Genomic DNA, 19,200 nt, shown 5'->3' on the forward strand with positions numbered 1-19,200 from the left:
ACCCACAGGTTGCATCACGGCGGGCCGGTGGAGGGGAACCTAGCCGCCCAGCGCCGCGCTGACCACCGCGCGCGCCTCTTCCTGCACCTCCCGCAGGTGCGCTTCGCCTCGAAGGGACTCACCGTAGAGCTTGTAGACGTCCTCGGTGCCGCTCGGCCGCGCCGCGAACCACGCGTGCTCGGTCTGCACCTTGAGCCCGCCGATCGCGGCACCGTTGCCCGGCGCGTGCGAGAGCTTCGCGGTGATCGGCTCGCCGGCGAGTTCCGTGGCGGTGACGGCTTCGGGGGCCAGCTTGGCGAGCTGGGCCTTCTGCGCCGGGCTCGCCGGTGCGTCGACCCGCTGGTACGCGGACGACCCGAACCGGGCTTCGAGATCGGCATACAGCTGCGACGGGGTCTTCCCTGTGACCGCGAGGATCTCGGCGGCAAGCAGGCACAGCAGGATGCCGTCCTTGTCGGTCGTCCAGACGGTGCCGTCGGTGCGGAGGAACGACGCTCCGGCGGACTCCTCGCCGCCGAAGGCGACGGAGCCGTCGAGCAGGCCAGGGACGAACCACTTGAAGCCGACCGGCACCTCGAGCAGCCGGCGACCGAGGCCCTCCGCCACGCGGTCGATGATCATCGACGAGACGAGGGTCTTGCCGACCGCGGCATCCGGCGACCAGCCGGGGCGGTGCGAGAACAGGTACTCGATGGCCACGGCGAGGTAGTGATTGGGGTTCATCAGCCCGGCATCCGGTGTCACGATGCCGTGGCGATCGGCATCCGCATCGTTGCCCGTCAGGATGTCGTATTCGCTCCGTCGTGCGACCAGCGAGGCCATCGCGCTCGGTGACGACGGATCCATCCGGATCTTCTCGTCCCAGTCGAGCGTCATGAATCTCCACGTCGGATCGACGTCGGGGTTCACGACGGTCAGGTCGAGGCCGTAGACCTCGGCGATGAGGGCCCAGTACTCGACGGATGCGCCTCCCAGCGGGTCGGCACCGATGCGCACTCCCGCCTTCTTGATCGCCTCGACGTCGATGATGCTGCCGAGGTCGCGCACGTAGGCGTCGCGGAAGTCGTAGTCGCCGAGGGTGTCGCCGTCGATGTCGGCGTAGCGCACGCGCTTCACGCCCTCGAGCCCGGCCGCGATCAGCTCGTTCGCGCGGTCGGCCACCCATCCGGTCGCGTCGGTGTCGGCGGGTCCGCCGTTCGGCGGGTTGTACTTGAAGCCGCCGTCTCGCGGCGGGTTATGGCTCGGTGTGACCACAATGCCGTCCGCCCGGCCGGCGTCATCCAGTGCCCGGCCCTTGTTGTACGTCAGGATCGCGTGACTCAGCGCGGGCGTCGGCACCCAGGAGTCCCGGGAGTCGACGCGCACGTCCACGCCGTTGGCGACGAGCACCTCGATCGCGGTGCGCTCGGCCGGCAGCGACAGCCCGTGGGTGTCGCGGCCCAGGAACAGCGGACCGCTGATGCCCTGCGCCACCCTGTAGTCGACGATCGCCTGGGTGGTCGCCAGGATGTGATCTTCGTTGAAGCTGGTGGAGAGCGACGACCCTCGGTGGCCGCTCGTGCCGAAGGCGACGCGCTGCTCGGCGACCGCGGCATCCGGCTTTCTGTCGTAGTAGGCGTTGATCAGCTCATCGATATCGATGAGGTCCTGTGGTTCTGCTACCTGTCCGGCACGAGAGCTCATGCCTCCAGTCTTACAGTGCGAAGCGGCTCGGGCACAGGGTGGCGTCAACTCTCGCCGGAGTGGTAGGCGCCCGGCGCGGGCGGACCCGGGGGCGGACGGCGAGCGGATTCCGCGGCGATAGGCTGAAGCGCGTGACGAGTGAGCCCGAGATTCCCGCACGCCGCACGTACAGCTTCCTCGGACCCGCCGGCACGTTCACGGAGGCCGCCCTCGCTCAGGTGCCCGAGGCGCGCGGCCACGACTGGCGGCCGGTCTTCAACGTCGGCGAGGCGCTCGGCGACGTCATCCAGGGACGCAGCGACGCCGCCATGATCGCGATCGAGAACTCGGTGGACGGCGGGGTCTCCACGACGCAGGACGCGCTTGCCACGATTCCCGGGCTGCGGATCGTCGGGGAGTACCTCGTGCCGGTCAACTTCGTGCTCGTGGCCCGACCCGGCACCGCCCTCTCGGATGTGACGCTGATCGCGGCGCATCCGGTCGCCTACGCGCAGTGCCTGCAGTGGCTCACCTCCACGCTGCCGGAGCACGCGCACATTCCCGCGGCGAGCAACGTCGCGAGCGCGACGGGCCTGCTCGACGGGACGAACAACGCGGATGCCGCGATCGCACCGCCGTCGATCACCGAGCACCATGACCTCGCCGTGCTCGCGACCGAGATCGGGGACAATCCCAAGGCCGTGACGCGGTTCGTTCTGGTCAGCCGGACGGCGCCTCCACCGGCGCCGACCGGGGCCGACAAGACGTCGCTCATCGTCGAGCTGCCGGAGGACCACCCCGGTGCCCTGCTCGAGCTGCTCGAGCAGTTCGCCACGCGCGGCATCAACCTCAGCCTGCTGGCCTCGCGGCCGATCGGCGACGAGCTCGGCCGGTACCGGTTCGTCATCGACGCCGACGGGCACATCGAGGACGAACGGATGGCCGATGCCCTGCTCGGGCTTCGCCGGTTCAGCCCGAAGGTCGTGTTCCTCGGCTCGTACCCGCGCGCGGACCGGGCCGTTGTGCGGTACCCGGAGCGCTACTCCGACGACGTCTTCGTCGAGGCGCGGGACTGGCTGCGCGGCCTGCTCAGCGGCGAGCCCGAGGCCTGAAGCCGCGCGCGCGAGTTCTGCGCGCAGCCCGAAGCGTGCGCGCAGCCGTAAGAGCTGCGCTCCGCGGCCTGGTCAGCGCCCGCGCTGCACTTCCCTGCACGGGCGCCGCGAATTGACGCAGCGCGCGGCAAGAACTGCAGCGCGAAGCGAAGGGGTCGGTCGAGAAGTGCAGCGCGCGGCGAGAAGTGCAGCGCGCGGGGAGAACTGCAGCGCGCGGCGAGAAGGGCCGCGCGAAGCGCGAAGCGCGTCTCAGGCGACGAGCAGTTCGAGGGTCTGCAGGCGGCCCGGCGAGGCATCCATCGGCTCACCGTCGAACGAGCCGGCGACCGGCGAGACCATGACCTCGTCCACGCTGTGCGCGGCGGCGAAGTCCGCCACCTGCGCCTGAACGTCCGGACCCGTGCCCACGAGCCACCGGCTGCGCGCGGACTGCATGATCGATTCCGCGAGCGCATCGCCCTCGGCCGCCATCGCCGCCCGCGCCTCCTCGACGGTCTCGAGCGCGGTCAGCGGCTTGTTGGTGCGCAGGCGCGCCATCATCCGCAGCTGCGGTACGGCGCGGGCCTCGGCCTCCTCTGCGGTCGGCGCCGCGACCGCGTTGATCGTCAGGAACGTGCGCGGCTCGAGCAGCTGCTCGCTCGGGCGGAACCCGCTGCGATACAGCTCGAGCGCGCGCTCGAGGCCCTCGCCGGAGAAGTGGTTCGCGAAGACGTAGGGCAGACCCATGGATGCCGCGAGCTGCGCCGAGTAGTCGCTCGAGCCCAGCAGCCACACTTCGGGTGCCCCGTCGGCCGATGGGGTGGCGTGCACGCTGTACTCGCCGCCGCTCGAGAACCGCACGGTGGCGCCGTCGGGCGAGACCAGCCCGAGGATGTCGCTGATGTGCGACGGGAACCGCTCCACATCCGAGGTGGTGCCCGACATCCGGAGCAGCTGCGTGATCACCGGGTCGCTGCCCGGGGCGCGCCCGATGCCGAGGTCGATGCGGCCCGGGGCGAGCGCCTCCAGCGCGGCGAACTGCTCGGCCACGACGAGGGGGGAGTGGTTCGGGAGCATGACTCCGCCGGAGCCGACCCGGATGCGGCGGGTGCGGGCGGCAGCGGCCGCGATCAGCACCGGGGGAGTCGTCGACGCCACCGCCGGCATGTTGTGGTGCTCGGCGAACCAGTACCGCCGGTAGCCCAGAGCGTCGGCGCGCTCCGCGACGGCCAGCGAAGCGGCGACCGCCTGCGCGCTGGTCTGCGCCGTGCGCACCGGCACGAGGTCGAGGACGGACAGGGCGGGCGCTGGTGCAGAGGTCATCGCTGAGGGCAACCGCGACCGAGCCTCCGGGTATTCCCAGCTCGAGCGGCTCCCGCGTCTACGGCAGCCGCGGCGTGTAGGCGACGAGCAGCCCGCGCTTGTCGCGCATGGCGCCGGCGATGACGAGGATCACATCGATGAGCCACCAGATGCCGAACCCGCCGAGGGTGAGAAGCTTCAGGATGCCGGTGCCGACCTTGCCGAGGTAGAACCGGTCGATGCCGAGCTCCCCGAGGAAGATCGACAGCAGCAGGGTCGCCAGCCACGACTTCGGGCTGACCTGTTCGGCTCCCGGCACGGCGTAGGGCTGAGGCACGGCGAGGGGCTGAGGGACGGCGTGCGGCTGCGGGACGGCGGGCTGGTAGGCGGGGGCTTGCTGCGACATGGCGATCCTGTCATCGGGTTCGGGTGTCCTCCGAGCCTAAGAACGCACCTTCCACGCCGCACGGGGGCTGGCCCCCGGATTCAGGCCCCTGCCCGCCGGACCACCTCGTACGCGGCGAGCGCCGCCTTGCGCGACGCCGCCAGGTCGACGATCGGATCCGGGGCCTCACCGCTCAGGTGCTCCGGCGCCCACCGCTTCACGTAGGCACCGTCCGGGTCGAACTTCTTCGCCTGCACCTCGGGATTGAAGATGCGGAAGTACGGAGCGGCATCCGCGCCCGATCCGGCCACCCACTGCCAGTTGAACGGGTTGCTCGCGCCGTCGGCATCCACGAGGGTGTCCCAGAACCACTGCTCGCCGAGCCGCCAGTCCAGAAGCAGGTTCTTCGTGAGGAAGGATGCCGTGATCATGCGCACGCGGTTGTGCATCGTCCCCGTGGTCCAGAGCTCGTGCATCCCGGCGTCGACGACCGGGATTCCGGTGCGTCCCTGCTGCCACGCCCGGAGCTTCGTCTCGTCGGCCGGCCGCCACGGGAACGCGTCGAACTGCCGGCGCCAATTGCGCGTCGCGAGATCGGGGAAGTGGTACAGCACGTGCGCGGCGAACTCACGCCATCCGAGTTCGCTCAAGAAGCGGCTCACGCTGTCGCCGTCGGCACCGGATGCCGCGACGGCATGCCATGCCTGGTACGGGCTCACCTCGCCCCAGCGCAGGTGCGGCGACAGGCGAGAGGTCACCCGGTCGGCCAGGGTGTCTCGCCCCGCGGCGTAGTCGCCGAGGTCGTCGGTGAGAAAGGCCCTCAGCTGCTCGCGTCCGCCGCGCTCGCCGGGGGTCCACAGCTCCCGCAGGCCGCCGGCCCAGTCCGGACCTGCCGGCCTCAGGTCCCAGGTCTCGAGCGCGTCACCGGGGACGGCCGGCGCCCCCGTGAGCTCCGGCTCCGGCAGCGGATGCCGGGGCTCGGGCAGCGCGCGGCACGCCTTCCAGAACGGCGTGAAGACGGAGAAGGATGTGCCCGAGCCGGTCTGCACCGTCCACGGCTCGAAGAGCAGCGAAGCCGCGAACGATGCGACATCCAGCCCGCGCTCCCGCAGCTCGGCCTTCACGGCGGTGTCGACCTCGCGCTCCGCGCCGCCGTACCGCCGGTTCCAGAAGACCGCCTCCGCCCCGATGGCCGCGGCGACCTCCGGCACGATCGCCCCGGCCTCGCCGCGACGCAGAACGAGGGCGACCCCTCGTCCGGCGAGCTCTCCCCCGAGGGCCTCCAGCGACCCGTGCAGCCACCAGCGCGACGCCCCGCCGAGGGGGCGGATGCCGGGCGAGGCCTCATCGAGCACGTAAAGCACGACCACCGGGCCGCGCTCCGCGGCGGTGGACAGGGCGGGGTTGTCGGCGATCCGCAGGTCATCGCGCAGCCACACGAGGCTCGGGGCACTCATGGCTTCGATCCTGCCATCGGCCATCGCTACCCTGGGCCGATGGACACCGAGATCTTCTACGTGCTCGTCGGAGCGGTCGCCGTCGCCGCGGTGGCTCGCTGGCGGGGATGGCCGGCGCCCCTGCTCGTGACCGTGGTGGCGCTCGCCGTGTCATACATCCCGGCCGTCCCCGACCTCGAGATCGACGGCGAGCTGCTGCTGAACCTGGTGCTCCCGCCGCTGCTCTACTCCGCCGCGCTCGACGTGTCGTTCGTCAACTTCCGGCAGAGCCTGCCGCAGATCCGCCGGCTCGGAATCTGGCTCGTGCTCCTGACCGCGCTCGCCGTCGGGGCCGTCGCATTCGTGATCATGCCGTCGCTGACCCTTCCCGGCGCCCTGCTGCTCGGCGCGATCGTGGCGCCACCCGACGCGGTCTCCGCGGCATCCATCGGTCGTCGTCTCGGGCTCCCGCGGCGGATCATGACGGTGATCTCGGGCGAGAGCCTCATCAACGACGCCACCTCGCTGACGCTGTTCCGCGTCTTCGCGGCGATCCTCGCGGGTGCGACCGTCACCGTCCTCCAAGGGGTGGGGCAGTTCCTGCTGGCGGTGATCGTCGGGGTCGCAGTCGGTCTGCTCTTCGGCGTGCTGCTGAACCTGATCCGCCTGCGGCTGGCCGACCCCGTCGTCGTCGGAACCTTCGGGCTCCTCGTGCCGTTCGGTGCCTACGGCATCGCCGAGCACCTCCGCGGCTCCGGTGTGCTCGCGGTCGTCGCGATGGGGCTGTATGTCGGGTACCAGGCCCCGCGCACGAGCTACGCCACGCGGCAGCAGGAGCGGCCGGTGTGGCTCTCGATAGACCTGCTGCTCGAGAGCTTCGTCTTCGCCCTGATCGGGCTGCAGCTCCCGGGGGTGATCACCGAACTCGCGACGGGATCCGAGTCGGTCATCCTTCAGACGATCCTGCTCTCGATCGCCGTGCTGGCGGTCGTGCTGCTGGTGCGGCCCGTCTTCGTCTTCGCGAGCTACGCGTGGGGGCAGTGGTCGCAGACCAGGCGCGTAGCCCGCTGGCGTGCGCGGATGACCGCCCTGCCCGACGACGACGCCCGTCGCCGTGTGCGCCGTGGCGCGCCCGTGCCCACGGAAGCGCAGATCCGGATGCGGATGGAGCCCGTGCTCTCGCGTCAGGACCGCGTGGTGGTCTCATGGGCGGGAATGCGCGGAGTGGTGACCCTGGCCACGGCCGCCGCCATCGCCGACGTCGCCCCCGGCTTCCCCGAGTCGGCCGCGCACGCCATCGTGTTCGTCGCCTTCGTCGTCACCGTCGGCACCCTGCTGCTGCAGGGGCTGACGCTGCCCGTGCTGATCCGCCGCCTCGCCGTCGCCGACGCCGACGAGAAGGTCGACGACGCGCGCGAGCTCGACGCCGTGCGCGCGCGCACCAACGAGGAGGGTCGCGCCTACCTCGCCGCCAAGCGGGAGGAATGGGAGGAGCGCTTCGGCGCGGGCTTCTCCGACCGCTTCGACCGGCTGGCACGCTCGCTGACCCGGCTCGAGACCGACTCGGAACGCGCTCAGGATGCCGAGCTCGGCGCCGCGCGCGACTCGGATCCGGGGCATCCGGCGCCCAACTATGCCGACTTCGCGTCGCTCTCGCGGGGCTGGCTGCAGGTGCGCCGCCGGGTCGTCCTCGAGGAACGCGACGCGGGCAATCTCAACGAGGAGGTGATGCGCGAGCTGATCGTGGCGATGGATGCCGAGGAGCTGGCGCTCGATACCCGCGGTGGGCTGCGGGGAGGCGACTCCCGCGCGTAGGCTCCGGGATCAGGTCGCTACCCCGGCATGACGCGGAGTGCGAGCCGTTTGCATCCGCTTGCAAGTTCTTGCGTACACTGACGACATGTCGAAGCGACTCGCCGAGGTGGCGCGCAAGGTGGGGGTCAGCGAGGCGACCGTGAGCCGGGTGCTCAATGACAAACCCGGCGTGTCAGAGGCGACCCGACAGGCGGTGCTCACCGCGCTGGACGTGCTGGGGTACGAGCGGCCGACCAAGCTGCGGGGCGAGCGGGCGCGACTGGTGGGTCTCGTGCTGCCGGAGCTGACCAACCCGATCTTCCCCGCGCTGGCCGAGATCGTAGGCGGGGGACTCGCCCAGAACGGCTACACCCCGCTGCTCTGCACGCAGAACGCCGGCGGCATCACGGAATCGGACTACGTGGACCTGCTGCTGCAGCAGCAGGTGAGCGGGGTCATCTTCCTCGGCGGCAACTACAGCCAGGGCGATTCCCCGCACGGCCACTACGCGCGCCTCCGGCAGGTCAAGCTCCCGACCGTGCTGGTGAACGCGCGCGTGGACGACATCGCATTCGCCACGGTGTCCACCGACGACGCGGCCGCGGCCGAGCAGGCCGTGTCGCACCTGCACCAGCTGGGGCACCGCCGCATCGGCATGCTGATGGGGCCACTCGATCACATCCCGTCTCAGCGCAAGCTGGCCGCGGCGCAGCGGCTGCTGGACTCCCTCGGCTCGCCGATCGACGAGGGCCTCGTCATCCGCGGTCTCTACTCGCTGGAATCCGGGCAGGCCGGCGCCACCCGCCTCTATGCGGCCGGGGCCACGGCCATCGTCTGCGCGAGCGACCTGCTCGCCCTCGGTGCCGTCCGCGCCGCGCGTCGCGCGGGGTTGCGCGTGCCGCACGACGTGTCGGTCGTCGGCTTCGACGACTCGTCGCTGATGAGCTGCACCGAGCCGCCGCTCACGACGGTGCGCCAGCCGATCGAGTCGATGGGAAGGACCGTCATCGACCTCCTCCTCGCTCAGATCGCCGGCACCACCGAGGCGGGAGACGAGCTGCTGTTCGAGCCCGAACTCGTGCTGCGGGCGTCGACGGGCCCGGCACCGGCCTGACGGACGGCTTCGACGGCGTCGGCGGCTTGGGCGGCTTGGGCGGCAAGGGCCGTCCGACCCGACGCGCCATCGCGCGCGAGACAGCTCACATGCGCCGAGGCGGACGGCGCATGCGGATGCCCCGGCAACGCAAGCACACGCAATTTGCTTGAGTTCGTTGCATTCTTGCGTCATACCCACCATAAAGCTACTGTGATCTCACAGCCCCGAGCACTGGAGATCCGTGGACAGCGACGTCCTGACCCGCAGCGGCCGCGCCGATGACGCGGCATCCGACCGACGGCGCCCCTCCGCGCCGACCGATGGCGCGACGACGCCGCGCGAAGGCAGCGTCTCGCCGCCGCAGGACGATCCGCTCTGGTGGCGGTCCGCGGTGATCTACCAGGTCTACGTGCGCAGCTTCGCCGACGGCAACGGCGACGGTACGGGCGACCTGGCGGGCGTCCGGGCGCGACTGCCCTACTTGAAGGACCTCGGCGTCGACGCCATCTGGTTCAACCCCTGGTACCCGAGCCCCATGGCCGACGGCGGCTACGACGTTAGCGACTACCGCGACATCCACGAGCAGTTCGGCACGCTCCATGAGGCAGAGGCGCTCATCCGCGAGGCCCTGGCCCTCGGCATCCGCACCATCATCGACGTGGTTCCCAACCACATCAGCGACCAGCACGAATGGTTCCAGGCGGCTCTCGCCGCCGGACCGGGGAGTGCGGAGCGCGAGCGATTCTGGTTCCACCCCGGCAAGGGGGAGAACGGCGACGAGATCCCGACGCGCTGGGTCTCGAGCTTCCAGGGCGAGACCTGGACCCGCACGACCGATCCCGACGGATCGCCGGGCGAGTGGTATCTCCACATGTTCACGCCGGAGCAGCCCGACCTGAACTGGAATCACCCCGACGTGCGCCGCGAGCACGAGGACGTCCTGCGCTTCTGGTTCGACCGCGGCGTCGCCGGCGTGCGCATCGACTCGGCCGCGCTGCTCATCAAGGACGCCGATCTTCCCGAGGTCGGCGAGAAGCTCGACCACCCGACGGAGGACCGCGACGAACTGCACGACGTCTACCGCTCGTGGCGCGCCATCGCCGACTCGTACCCGGGCACGCGCGTGCTCGTCGGCGAGATCTGGGTACCGGACATCGAGCGGTTCACCGCCTACCTCCGCCCCGACGAGATGCACACGGCGTTCAACTTCGACTTCCTCGCCCGCCCGTGGAACGCCGCTTCGTTCCGGGCGTCGATCGCGTCTACGCTCGCGGCCCACGCGCCCGTCGGCGCGCCGAGCACATGGGTGCTGAGCAACCACGACGTCACACGGCCGGTCACCCGGTACGGTCGCGAAGACACCGCGTTCGCGTTCCTGAAGAAGCGGTTCGGCGTGCCCACCGACCCGAGCCTCGGACTCGACCGGGCGCGCGCCGCCGCGCTGCTGGTCGCCGCCCTGCCGGGCAGTCTGTACATCTACCAGGGCGACGAGCTCGGCCTCCCGGAGGTCGAGGACCTGCCCCCGCAGCTGATCGAGGACCCGATGCACTATCGGTCGGGCGGAATCGATCCGGGGCGGGACGGATGCCGCGTGCCGCTGCCGTGGTCGGGGCAGACGGCTCCGTTCGGGTTCGGACCCGACGGCAGTCGATCCTGGTTGCCGCAGCCCGTGTTCTGGGCGACCCTCACCGTCGAGGCGCAGTTGGCCGATCCTACCTCGACCCTCCATCTCTATAAGCAGGCCCTTCGACTGCGGCGGCAACTGCCGGAACTGGGCGATGGCGACCTCGAATGGTGGGATGACGCGGTGTCCGGCGCCCCCGGGATGCTGGCCTTCCGACGTGGCGACGGCTTCGCCTGCCTCGTGAACACCGACGAGGACCCCGTCGCCCTGCCCGCCGATCACGAAGTGCTGCTCGCCAGCGCCCCCGTCCAAGACGGTCGGCTGCCGGGCAACGCGACCGCATGGCTTGCATCCCGCACCACCCACCCCTCGAGGGAGCCCGCCGCGTCGAGAGGCTGACGCGGTCCCTCACCATGAAAGGAAAGACGATGAAGTCACCAGCAAGGGTCCTGCTCGCCGGTGTCGCCGTGGCAGCGACCGTCGGCGCACTCGCCGGCTGTTCCGCCGGCGACAGCGGCTCGGACAGCGACAAGACGGAACTGCGGGTCGCGACCTTCCCGCCGGGCGCGGACGCGGCGGCCTACGAGGCGTTCGCCGCACAGGAGAAGCAGTTCGAGGAGGAGAACCCCGACATCGACATCGTCGGTGTCGAGTACGAGTGGGAGGGACCGACCTTCGCCGTGCAGCTCGCCGGCGGAAGCCTTCCCGACGTCTTCACCGTGCCGTTCACCGACAGCAAGACGCTCGTCGAGAACGGCCAGCTCATGGACGTCACGGAGGAGATGGAGGAGCTCGGCTACACAGACAGCTTCAACCCGATCATCCTCGACGGCGTGACCGACTCCGACGGGAACATCTACGGGTTCCCCCGGCAGGCCTACGCCGCCGCTCTGCACTACAACCGGGACCTCTTCGAGCAGGCAGGGCTCGACCCGGACAGCCCGCCGAAGACCTGGGACGAGGTGCGGGAGGCGGCCATGGCCATCACAGAGGCCACGGGCAAGGCCGGCTACGCCCAGATGGCCATCAACAACACGGGCGGATGGCAGCTGACCTCTCAGACCGCGGCACGAGGCGGCCGCACGCAGATCGACAACGGCGACGGCACCTACGAGTCGACGATCGACAACCCGGCGACGAAGTCCGTGCTGGAGTTCCTGCACGCGCTCAAGTGGGAGGACAACTCCTTCGGGTCGAAGGTTGACCTCGACTGGGGGACGATCAACCAGGAGTTCGCCGCGGGCAACATCGGCATGTACACATCCGGGTCCGACATCTACACCGCTCTCGTCCGCGACTTCGGACTCGACCCCGACGTGTACGGAATGACGGTCGTACCGCTGGAGGGCGACGAAGCCGGAACCCTCGGCGGCGGCGACATCGCGGTGATGAGCCCGAAGATCGACGATGAGACCAAGGCTGCCGGCGTCGCCTGGATCGACTGGTACTACATGCAGAAGCTGCTGGACGAGGATGCCGCGGTGCAGGACGCCAAGACGCTCAGCGAGTCCGACCAGGCCGTCGGAACGCCGCTGCTGCCGGTGCTGAGCCGTGAGCTGTACGAGCAGTCCCTGGTCTGGATCAAGGACTACATCAACGTGCCGGTCGACCAGATGAAGCCCTTCACGGAGGGCATCTGGGAGCAGACGCCCGTCGGCGAGCCCAAGGGCAAGACGCAGGAGATCTACGCCCTGATGGACCCCATCGTGCAAGCGGTGCTCACCGATGAGAACGCCGACATCGACGCCCTCCTCGCGCAGGCGGATGCCGACGCGCAGGCGCTCCTCGACGAATAGGCCTACGCGCGCTAAGAACAAGGCAGGTGGATGCCGCGGCCTCGCGCCGCGGCATCCACCGCACCCGGGAAGAGACTCATGAGTGTGATCGACAGGGCACCGGCCCCCGCGCCGGCGGGCGGCGACATTCCGCCGCCGCCCGTCCCCGCGCGGCGGAGGGCGCGACGGACCCCCGCGACGTGGGTGCGCGGCGGCGGCCTCTCGAACCTGCTCTTCCTGCTCCCGATGCTGTTCGTCTTCGGCCTCTTCAGCTGGTCGCCGATCGCGCAGTCGGTGATCATGAGCTTCCAGGAGACGAACCTGGTCGACGCTCCCGAGTGGGTCGGCCTGAGCAATTTCGTCCGCGTGCTCGAGGATCCCCTCCTCGGCAAGGCGGTGCTGAACACCGTCTACTTCGCGGTGCTCGCGCTCGTGCTCGGCTTCCCCCTGCCGCTGTTCATGGCGGTGCTGATGAGCGAGGTCAAGCGGATGAAGGGGCTGTACAGCGCCCTCGCCTACCTGCCCGTCGTCGTTCCGCCGGTCGTGGCGGTGCTGCTGTGGAAGGTGTTCTACAGCGCGGACCCGAACGGCGTCTTCAACACGATCCTCGGCTGGGTCGGCATCCCGGCCCAGCCGTGGCTGCAGTCCCCGGCCACCGCTATGCCGTCGCTCGTGCTCGAGGCGACGTGGGCCGCCGCCGGCGGAAGCATCATCATCTACCTGGCGGCTCTCCTCGCCGTGCCGCCGGAGCTCTATGACGCCGCGGAGGTCGATGGCGCCGGCATCCTGCAGAAGATCTGGCACGTCACGCTGCCGCAGCTGCGCGGCATCCTCTTCATCATGCTCATCCTGCAGGTGATCGCGACCGCGCAGGTCTTCCTCGAGCCGTTCCTCTTCACCGGCGGCGGACCCAACAACGCCACGAAGACCGTTCTGCTCCTCATCTACGACTACGCCTTCCGCAACAGCCTCGGCGGCAACTACGGCATGGCGACGGCGCTGTCGGTGATGCTCGCGATCTTCCTCGCGGCGCTGTCGTGGGCCTACTTCCGACTGACGAACCGGTGGAGCACCTGATGACCACGACCATCTCGCAGACGACGTCGAGGGAGGGGCTGCGCGACTGGATGGCGCGCCGCCGTCGCGGTGCGTCCGGGCCCGCCGACGACGAACGCGACCGCAGCATCGTCTCCCCCGCCGAACGCCGACGCCCCGGGACCGTCGCCGGCATGTCGCTGGTGCACCTGTTCCTGCTGGTCGGACTGGTGATCGCGGGGCTCGGCCCGATCCTCTGGCTCGCGAAGTCGGCCATCACCCCGACGCAGGACACCCTGTCGCAGCCGTTCGCGCTCTGGCCGAACGGCATGGACTGGGCGAACCTCTCCGTCGCCTGGAACGACATCGAGATCTCCAAGTACTTCGCGAACACGGTGCTCATCGCACTCGGGGCGTGGTTCTTCCAGCTGCTCGTCGCGACGACCGCCGGCTACGCGCTCTCGGTGCTGCGCCCGAGGTACGCGCCCATCCTCAACGGGCTGATCCTGATGACACTGTTCATCCCGGCCGTCGTTTTGCTGGTACCGCTGTACCTGACCATCGTCAATCCGCCGTTCCTTCCCGATGACGCGACGCTGCTGAACAACTGGGTGGCGGTGTGGCTGCCGATGGCGGCCAACGCCTTCAACATTCTGCTCGTCAAGCGCTTCTTCGACTCCCTGCCCCGCGAGGTCTTCGAGGCGGCACGCACCGATGGCGCCGGGCCGTTTCGACTGTTCTGGTCGATCGTGCTGCCGATGTCCAAGCCGATCCTCGGCGTCGTCTCGGTCTTCGCGGTCATCGCCGCGTGGAAGGACTACCTGTGGCCGATGCTCGTGCTGCCCGACAAGAACTGGCAGCCCCTGTCCGTGCGCCTGCCGGCGGTGCAGTCGCAGACCGAGCTCGATGTGTTCCTCGCCGCGCTCGCGATCTCCACCATCATCCCGATCGCCATGTTCCTCGTCTTTCAGGGCGTCTTCCTGCGTTCGGCGGGACTCGGCGGAGCGGTCAAGGGGTGACAGTATTCCGTTTCGATCACGGGGGCCCGAGAAGGTGCCCGAATGGATGCGCTCGCCGGAGCGCGCGGCGCTAGATTGACCGCATGACCGCCAAGCGCAGCATCCTCGCCCTCTCTGCCGGCATCGCCCTCGTCACGCTTCTCTCGGCGTGCGCATCGGGCCCGAGTACCGCGGGATCCACCCCCTCATCCGCTCCTTCCTCCTCCGCATCCGCCTCCGGCGAGGAGGTCGAGGTCGAAGCCGCCTGGCTCAACGGAGGCACGATGATCGGCCTCGTCTCCTACGGCAGCTCCACCTGCGTGCCGACGGTCGACACCGTCGAGGTGGCCGATGGCGGCACCCTCTCCGTGACTCTCGCCGATCCCGAACCCGACACCCCCTGCACGATGGACTACGTCCCGCGCGTCACGCTCGTGGACGTGCCCGCCGACGTCGACCCGTCGCAGGATCTCAAGGTCGAGGTGACGGGCGACGGCTTCACCGCCACCGCCGAGCTCGACGGCATCGAGGTCGGAGAGGCTCCGGACGAATACGGCCCGACCGCCGGTTGGACCGGCGAGGACGACTCCTTCGTGATCCTGACGTGGGGCAGCTCGACCTGCGCCCCGGTCATCGAGAGCGTCGAGCCGACCGGACCCGCGGAGGTCACGGTGACCTTCATGACGCCGCCGGCCGACCAGGTCTGCACGATGGACATGGCGCCGCGGGGCACCCTCGCCACGGTCTCCGGCCTCGAGGCCGACTCAGGGGTCGAGCTCGTGCTCACGGGCGGCGAGTTCACCGGCGCGCGCGTGGTGATCCTCGGCGAGAAGTAGCCCGCGCGCGCGACCCCGCGCGCCCCTGCCACCGGCACGAACTTCGGAGAATGTCGCCAACCTCGGCCGATTGCACCGGAAACCTCCGAGGACGGTGACATTCTCCGAACTTCGTCGCATCTCAGCCCGGACCAGACCGCTCCGCACAGCCGACCGAACAGCCCGCCTCCAACGACGAGGCAGGCGACGGGGCCGGATGCCGAGACGTCACGCGTCGCTTGGCGCTATGCCCAGGGCGAACAACGGGATTTCGGCATCCACCCGTCGTTACCCTCGATACAAGGCGCCCCCGCAGAGCGCCTGGAGGAGTTCGCGATGTTTGAGAGATTCACCGACCGTGCCCGTCGCGTGGTTGTGCTCGCCCAAGAAGAGGCGAAGATGCTCAACCACAACTACATCGGCACCGAGCACATCCTGCTCGGGCTGATCCACGAGGGCGAGGGCGTCGCCGCAAAGGCGCTCGAGTCCCTCGGCATCTCGCTCGATGCCGTCCGCGAGCAGGTGCAGGACATCATCGGCCAGGGCCAGCAGCAGCCGACGGGGCACATCCCGTTCACGCCGCGCGCCAAGAAGGTCCTCGAGCTGTCCCTGCGCGAGGCGCTGCAGCTCGGCCACAACTACATCGGCACCGAGCACATCCTGCTCGGGCTGATCCGCGAGGGCGAGGGCGTCGCCGCACAGGTGCTCGTCAAGCTCGGGGCCGACCTGAACAAGGTCCGCCAGCAGGTCATCCAGCTGCTCTCCGGATACCAGGGCAAGGAGCCGGCCGCCGTCAGCGGCGCGGCGCACGACAGCACGGCGGGCGCTCAAGGAGGATCGCAGGTGCTCGACCAGTTCGGCCGCAACCTCACGCAGGCCGCACGCGACAACAAGCTCGACCCGGTGATCGGGCGCGAGAAGGAGATCGAGCGGGTCATGCAGATCCTCTCTCGTCGCTCCAAGAACAACCCCGTGCTGATCGGTGAGCCTGGTGTCGGAAAGACCGCCGTGGTCGAGGGCCTCGCCCAGGCCATCGTCAAGGGCGATGTGCCCGAGACGCTCAAGGACAAGCAGCTCTACTCGCTCGACCTCGGGTCGCTGATCGCCGGTTCCCGCTACCGCGGTGACTTCGAGGAGCGCCTGAAGAAGGTCACCAAGGAGATCCGCACCCGCGGCGACATCATCGTCTTCATCGACGAGATCCACACCCTGGTGGGTGCGGGTGCCGCGGAGGGCGCCATCGACGCCGCATCCATCCTGAAGCCGCTCCTCGCTCGAGGCGAGCTGCAGACGATCGGCGCGACGACGCTCGACGAGTACCGCAAGCACTTCGAGAAGGATGCCGCTCTCGAGCGCCGCTTCCAGCCGATCCAGGTCGCCGAGCCGAGCCTGCCCCACGCGATCAACATCCTCAAGGGGCTGCGTGACCGGTACGAGGCTCACCACAAGGTGCAGATCACGGATGGCGCCATCGTCGCCGCCGCCAACCTCGCCGACCGGTACGTGAGCGATCGGTTCCTGCCCGACAAGGCCATCGACCTGATCGACGAGGCCGGCGCACGCCTTCGCCTGTCGATCCTCTCGAGCCCGCCGGAGCTCCGTGAGTTCGACGAGAAGATCGCGAACGTGCGTCAGCAGAAGGAGCAGGCCTCAGAGGACCAGGACTTCGAGAAGGCCGCCGCCCTCCGCGACGAGGAGAAGAGCCTCCTCGCCGAGCGCCTGCGCCTGGAGAAGCAGTGGCGCTCCGGCGACGTAGCGACCCACGCGGTCGTGGACGAGGGCCTGATCGCCGAGGTGCTCGCCCAGGCCACCGGCATTCCGGTGTTCAAGCTGACCGAGGAGGAGTCCAGCCGGCTCGTCTTCATGGAGAAGGCGCTGCACCAGCGCGTCATCGGTCAGGAGGAGGCCATCGCGGCCCTCTCCAAGACGATCCGCCGTCAGCGCGCCGGCCTCAAGGACCCGAAGCGTCCCAACGGCTCGTTCATCTTCGCCGGCCCCACGGGTGTCGGAAAGACCGAGCTCGCGAAGGCGCTCGCCGAGTTCCTGTTCGACGACGAGGGCGCGCTGATCTCCCTCGACATGTCGGAGTTCGGTGAGAAGCACACCGTCTCGCGGCTCTTCGGTGCCCCTCCGGGATTCGTCGGGTTCGAAGAGGGCGGCCAGCTCACCGAGAAGGTGCGCCGCAAGCCGTTCAGCGTCGTGCTCTTCGACGAGATCGAGAAGGCGCACCCCGACATCTTCAACTCGCTGCTGCAGATCCTCGAAGAGGGTCGGCTCACGGACGGTCAGGGCCGCGTGATTGACTTCAAGAACACGGTCATCATCATGACCACCAACCTTGGCGCGCGCGACATCGCGGGCGGCCCGGTCGGGTTCCAGGTCGAGGGCGACAGCGCGACGTCGTACGATCGGATGAAGGGCAAGGTGCAGGAAGAGCTCAAGCGGCACTTCAAGCCCGAGTTCCTCAACCGCGTCGATGACATCATCGTGTTCCCGCAGCTGTCCAAGCCCGAGCTGATCCAGATCGTCGACCTGTTCACGAAGCGCCTCGGCGAGCGTCTGCTCGACCGCGACATGACGATCGAGCTCACGCTGCCCGCCAAGGAGCGCCTCATCGAGATCGGCTTCGACCCGGCTCTCGGCGCTCGGCCCCTGCGCCGCGCGATGCAGCACGAGGTCGAGGACCGCCTGTCGGAGCGGATCCTGCACGGCGAGCTCAACTCCGGCGATCACATCACCGTGGACGCCGTGAACGGCGAGTTCGTCTTCGAGAACGGTCCCCGTGGTCAGAAGGTGGCCGTGGGCATCACGAGCGGCGCCGAGATCAGCTCGTCGCCCGACCTCGCGGTCGCCAGCGGCGAGTAGCACTGCGGGCCGTGGCCTGAACGAACGAAGACCGGATGTCGCGACATCCGGTCTTCGTCGTTTCCCCCCCCAGCGATTCCGGATGCGCACGCGGCTTAGGCTGGAACGATGAGCACATCCCGCGCAGCTCGCGAGCCGCAGATCGAGGACTCGGCCGCGTACCGCGTCCGCCCTGCGCGAAGCGCGGACGTGCGCGGCATCCAGTCCCTGCTGGCGCCTTTCGTCGAGCGCCGGATCCTCCTGGGCAAGGATCTCGTGGTGCTCTTCGAATCCGTGCAGCAGTTCGTGGTCGCCGAGACGTCGGACGGCCGGCTGATCGGATGCGGCGCATTGCACGTGATGTGGGAGGACCTGGGCGAGATCCGCACGCTCATCGTGCAGGACGAGTGGCTGCATCACGGCGTCGGACGCGAGATCGTCGAGGCCCTGGAGGGGAACGCGCGGACGCTCGGGCTCTCGAGGCTGTTCTGCCTCACGTTCGAAGTCGACTTCTTCACGCGGCGCGGGTTCACCCCGATCGGTGAGCAGGTCGTCGACCCGGACGTCTACTCCCAGCTGCTGCGCAGCCCGGATGAGGGCATCGCGGAGTTCCTCGACCTGGCGCACGTCAAGCCGAACACGCTCGGCAACACGCGGATGCTCAAGCGCCTCTGACGCCGGCGCCTTCCCGGCCCGTCATTCAGGCAGCTCGGCCTCCCCGGCCTCCGCGTCCGTCACTCGGGCAGCTCGGCCTCCCCGGCCTCCGCGGGTGGAATGTCGGGCAGCCCGTCATCCTCCGCCTCCGCGGGCGGGATGTCGTACGCCCACGACGGCGCGAGCGCCTTGATGCGCGCCTGCCGCCACTGCCACATCCCCCAGAGCACCGGCCAGAGCGCGGGTGCGGCGGTGCCGCCGATCACGAGCCGATCGCGCCACAGCGTCTTCTCCGGGTCATCGGGCGCGGGGGCGACGGCGATCTGGTGGTCCCAGACATCGAGCGCCGCGAGCGGGCCGGTCAGCGGGATGCCGCTGTCGCGGAAGATGCGCACCGGTCCTTGCCGGTCGGTGGTGAAGCGGTCGCTCGCGTGGATGAGCTGCCGCCCGAGGGGCAGCGCGCCGCCGACGCTCATGCCCACGGCGACATCCGCGCCGGACTCCCACCGGGTCGGGAAGCCGTCTGCACCGAGGGGCTCCATCTCGAGGAAGGGGCCGTAGAGCTCGGCCACCGCCCTCGGCGAGTGCAGGGCCCGCCATGCGGCATCCGCATCGCAGTCGATCACGAACTTGAGCATGACGCGCATCCCCCCATCCTTGCATCCGGGCCCGCTGGCGAGGCCTTCCGG

Annotated in this window: 15 protein-coding genes; 10 read left to right on the top strand and 5 right to left on the bottom strand. The window is 69.5% G+C overall.

Annotated elements, in window-relative coordinates:
* Positions 1–39 precede the first annotated feature (39 nt).
* A complete protein-coding gene (gene pgm, locus ACPW96_RS17215; protein WP_425884519.1) occupies positions 40–1,683 on the bottom strand; it encodes a phosphoglucomutase (alpha-D-glucose-1,6-bisphosphate-dependent) in 1,644 nt (547 codons plus the stop codon).
* 131 nt (positions 1,684–1,814) lie between these two features.
* Between pgm and pheA the strand changes: the two genes are divergently transcribed.
* Positions 1,815–2,774 (top strand): prephenate dehydratase, encoded by a 960-nt coding sequence (gene pheA / locus ACPW96_RS17220; protein ID WP_425823045.1) that lies wholly within the window; start codon positions 1,815–1,817, stop codon positions 2,772–2,774.
* 249 nt (positions 2,775–3,023) lie between these two features.
* Here the strand turns inward: pheA and ACPW96_RS17225 are convergent, their stop codons facing one another.
* The 3 genes from ACPW96_RS17225 to ACPW96_RS17235 form a co-directional block, all read right to left on the bottom strand.
* Entirely contained in the window at positions 3,024–4,076 is a 1,053-nt protein-coding gene (locus ACPW96_RS17225; RefSeq protein ID WP_425884520.1) for an MsnO8 family LLM class oxidoreductase, read from the bottom strand.
* 58 nt (positions 4,077–4,134) lie between these two features.
* Complete coding sequence (locus ACPW96_RS17230; RefSeq protein ID WP_425884521.1) at positions 4,135–4,461, bottom strand: TM2 domain-containing protein; 327 nt, start codon at positions 4,459–4,461, stop codon at positions 4,135–4,137.
* Between the two features lie 80 nt (positions 4,462–4,541).
* Entirely contained in the window at positions 4,542–5,897 is a 1,356-nt protein-coding gene (locus ACPW96_RS17235) for a cryptochrome/photolyase family protein (protein ID WP_425884522.1), read from the bottom strand.
* 39 nt (positions 5,898–5,936) lie between these two features.
* Here ACPW96_RS17235 and ACPW96_RS17240 point away from each other — a divergent pair, with 39 nt between their 5' ends.
* The 9 genes from ACPW96_RS17240 to ACPW96_RS17280 all read left to right on the top strand — a co-directional run bounded on the left by ACPW96_RS17240 (position 5,937) and on the right by ACPW96_RS17280 (position 18,532).
* Positions 5,937–7,691 carry a cation:proton antiporter gene (locus ACPW96_RS17240; RefSeq protein ID WP_425884523.1) on the top strand — a complete coding sequence of 585 codons (1,755 nt, stop codon included), beginning with the start codon at positions 5,937–5,939 and terminating at the stop codon, positions 7,689–7,691.
* Positions 7,692–7,776: 85 nt separating this feature from the next.
* On the top strand, positions 7,777–8,784 hold the full coding sequence (locus tag ACPW96_RS17245; RefSeq protein ID WP_425823055.1) for a LacI family DNA-binding transcriptional regulator: 1,008 nt from the start codon (positions 7,777–7,779) through the stop codon (positions 8,782–8,784).
* A 373-nt stretch (positions 8,785–9,157) separates the two neighbouring features.
* Entirely contained in the window at positions 9,158–10,789 is a 1,632-nt protein-coding gene (locus ACPW96_RS17250) for a glycoside hydrolase family 13 protein (protein ID WP_425884603.1), read from the top strand.
* A gap of 29 nt (positions 10,790–10,818) precedes the next feature.
* A complete protein-coding gene (locus ACPW96_RS17255) occupies positions 10,819–12,186 on the top strand; it encodes an ABC transporter substrate-binding protein (RefSeq protein WP_425823059.1) in 1,368 nt (455 codons plus the stop codon).
* Between the two features lie 78 nt (positions 12,187–12,264).
* Positions 12,265–13,242, top strand: coding sequence for a carbohydrate ABC transporter permease (locus ACPW96_RS17260; RefSeq protein WP_425823061.1), 978 nt, complete (start codon positions 12,265–12,267; stop codon positions 13,240–13,242).
* Positions 13,242–14,219: a carbohydrate ABC transporter permease gene (locus ACPW96_RS17265; RefSeq protein ID WP_425884524.1), complete on the top strand. Its 978-nt coding sequence runs from the start codon at positions 13,242–13,244 to the stop codon at positions 14,217–14,219. Before ACPW96_RS17260 ends, ACPW96_RS17265 begins: the two co-directional genes overlap by 1 nt.
* 83 nt (positions 14,220–14,302) lie before the next feature.
* Positions 14,303–15,034, top strand: coding sequence for a hypothetical protein (locus ACPW96_RS17270; RefSeq protein ID WP_425823065.1), 732 nt, complete (start codon positions 14,303–14,305; stop codon positions 15,032–15,034).
* A gap of 315 nt (positions 15,035–15,349) precedes the next feature.
* Positions 15,350–17,878 (top strand): ATP-dependent Clp protease ATP-binding subunit, encoded by a 2,529-nt coding sequence (locus tag ACPW96_RS17275; protein ID WP_425823067.1) that lies wholly within the window; start codon positions 15,350–15,352, stop codon positions 17,876–17,878.
* Between the two features lie 108 nt (positions 17,879–17,986).
* Positions 17,987–18,532: an amino-acid N-acetyltransferase gene (locus tag ACPW96_RS17280; protein WP_425823069.1), complete on the top strand. Its 546-nt coding sequence runs from the start codon at positions 17,987–17,989 to the stop codon at positions 18,530–18,532.
* 59 nt (positions 18,533–18,591) lie between these two features.
* Here ACPW96_RS17280 and ACPW96_RS17285 read toward each other — a convergent pair whose 3' ends face one another.
* A complete protein-coding gene (locus ACPW96_RS17285) occupies positions 18,592–19,158 on the bottom strand; it encodes a hypothetical protein (protein ID WP_425823071.1) in 567 nt (188 codons plus the stop codon).
* Positions 19,159–19,200: the final 42 nt, after the last annotated feature.

This window comes from Micromonospora sp. DT81.3 (assembly GCF_049847225.1).
GTDB lineage: Bacteria > Actinomycetota > Actinomycetes > Actinomycetales > Microbacteriaceae > Microbacterium.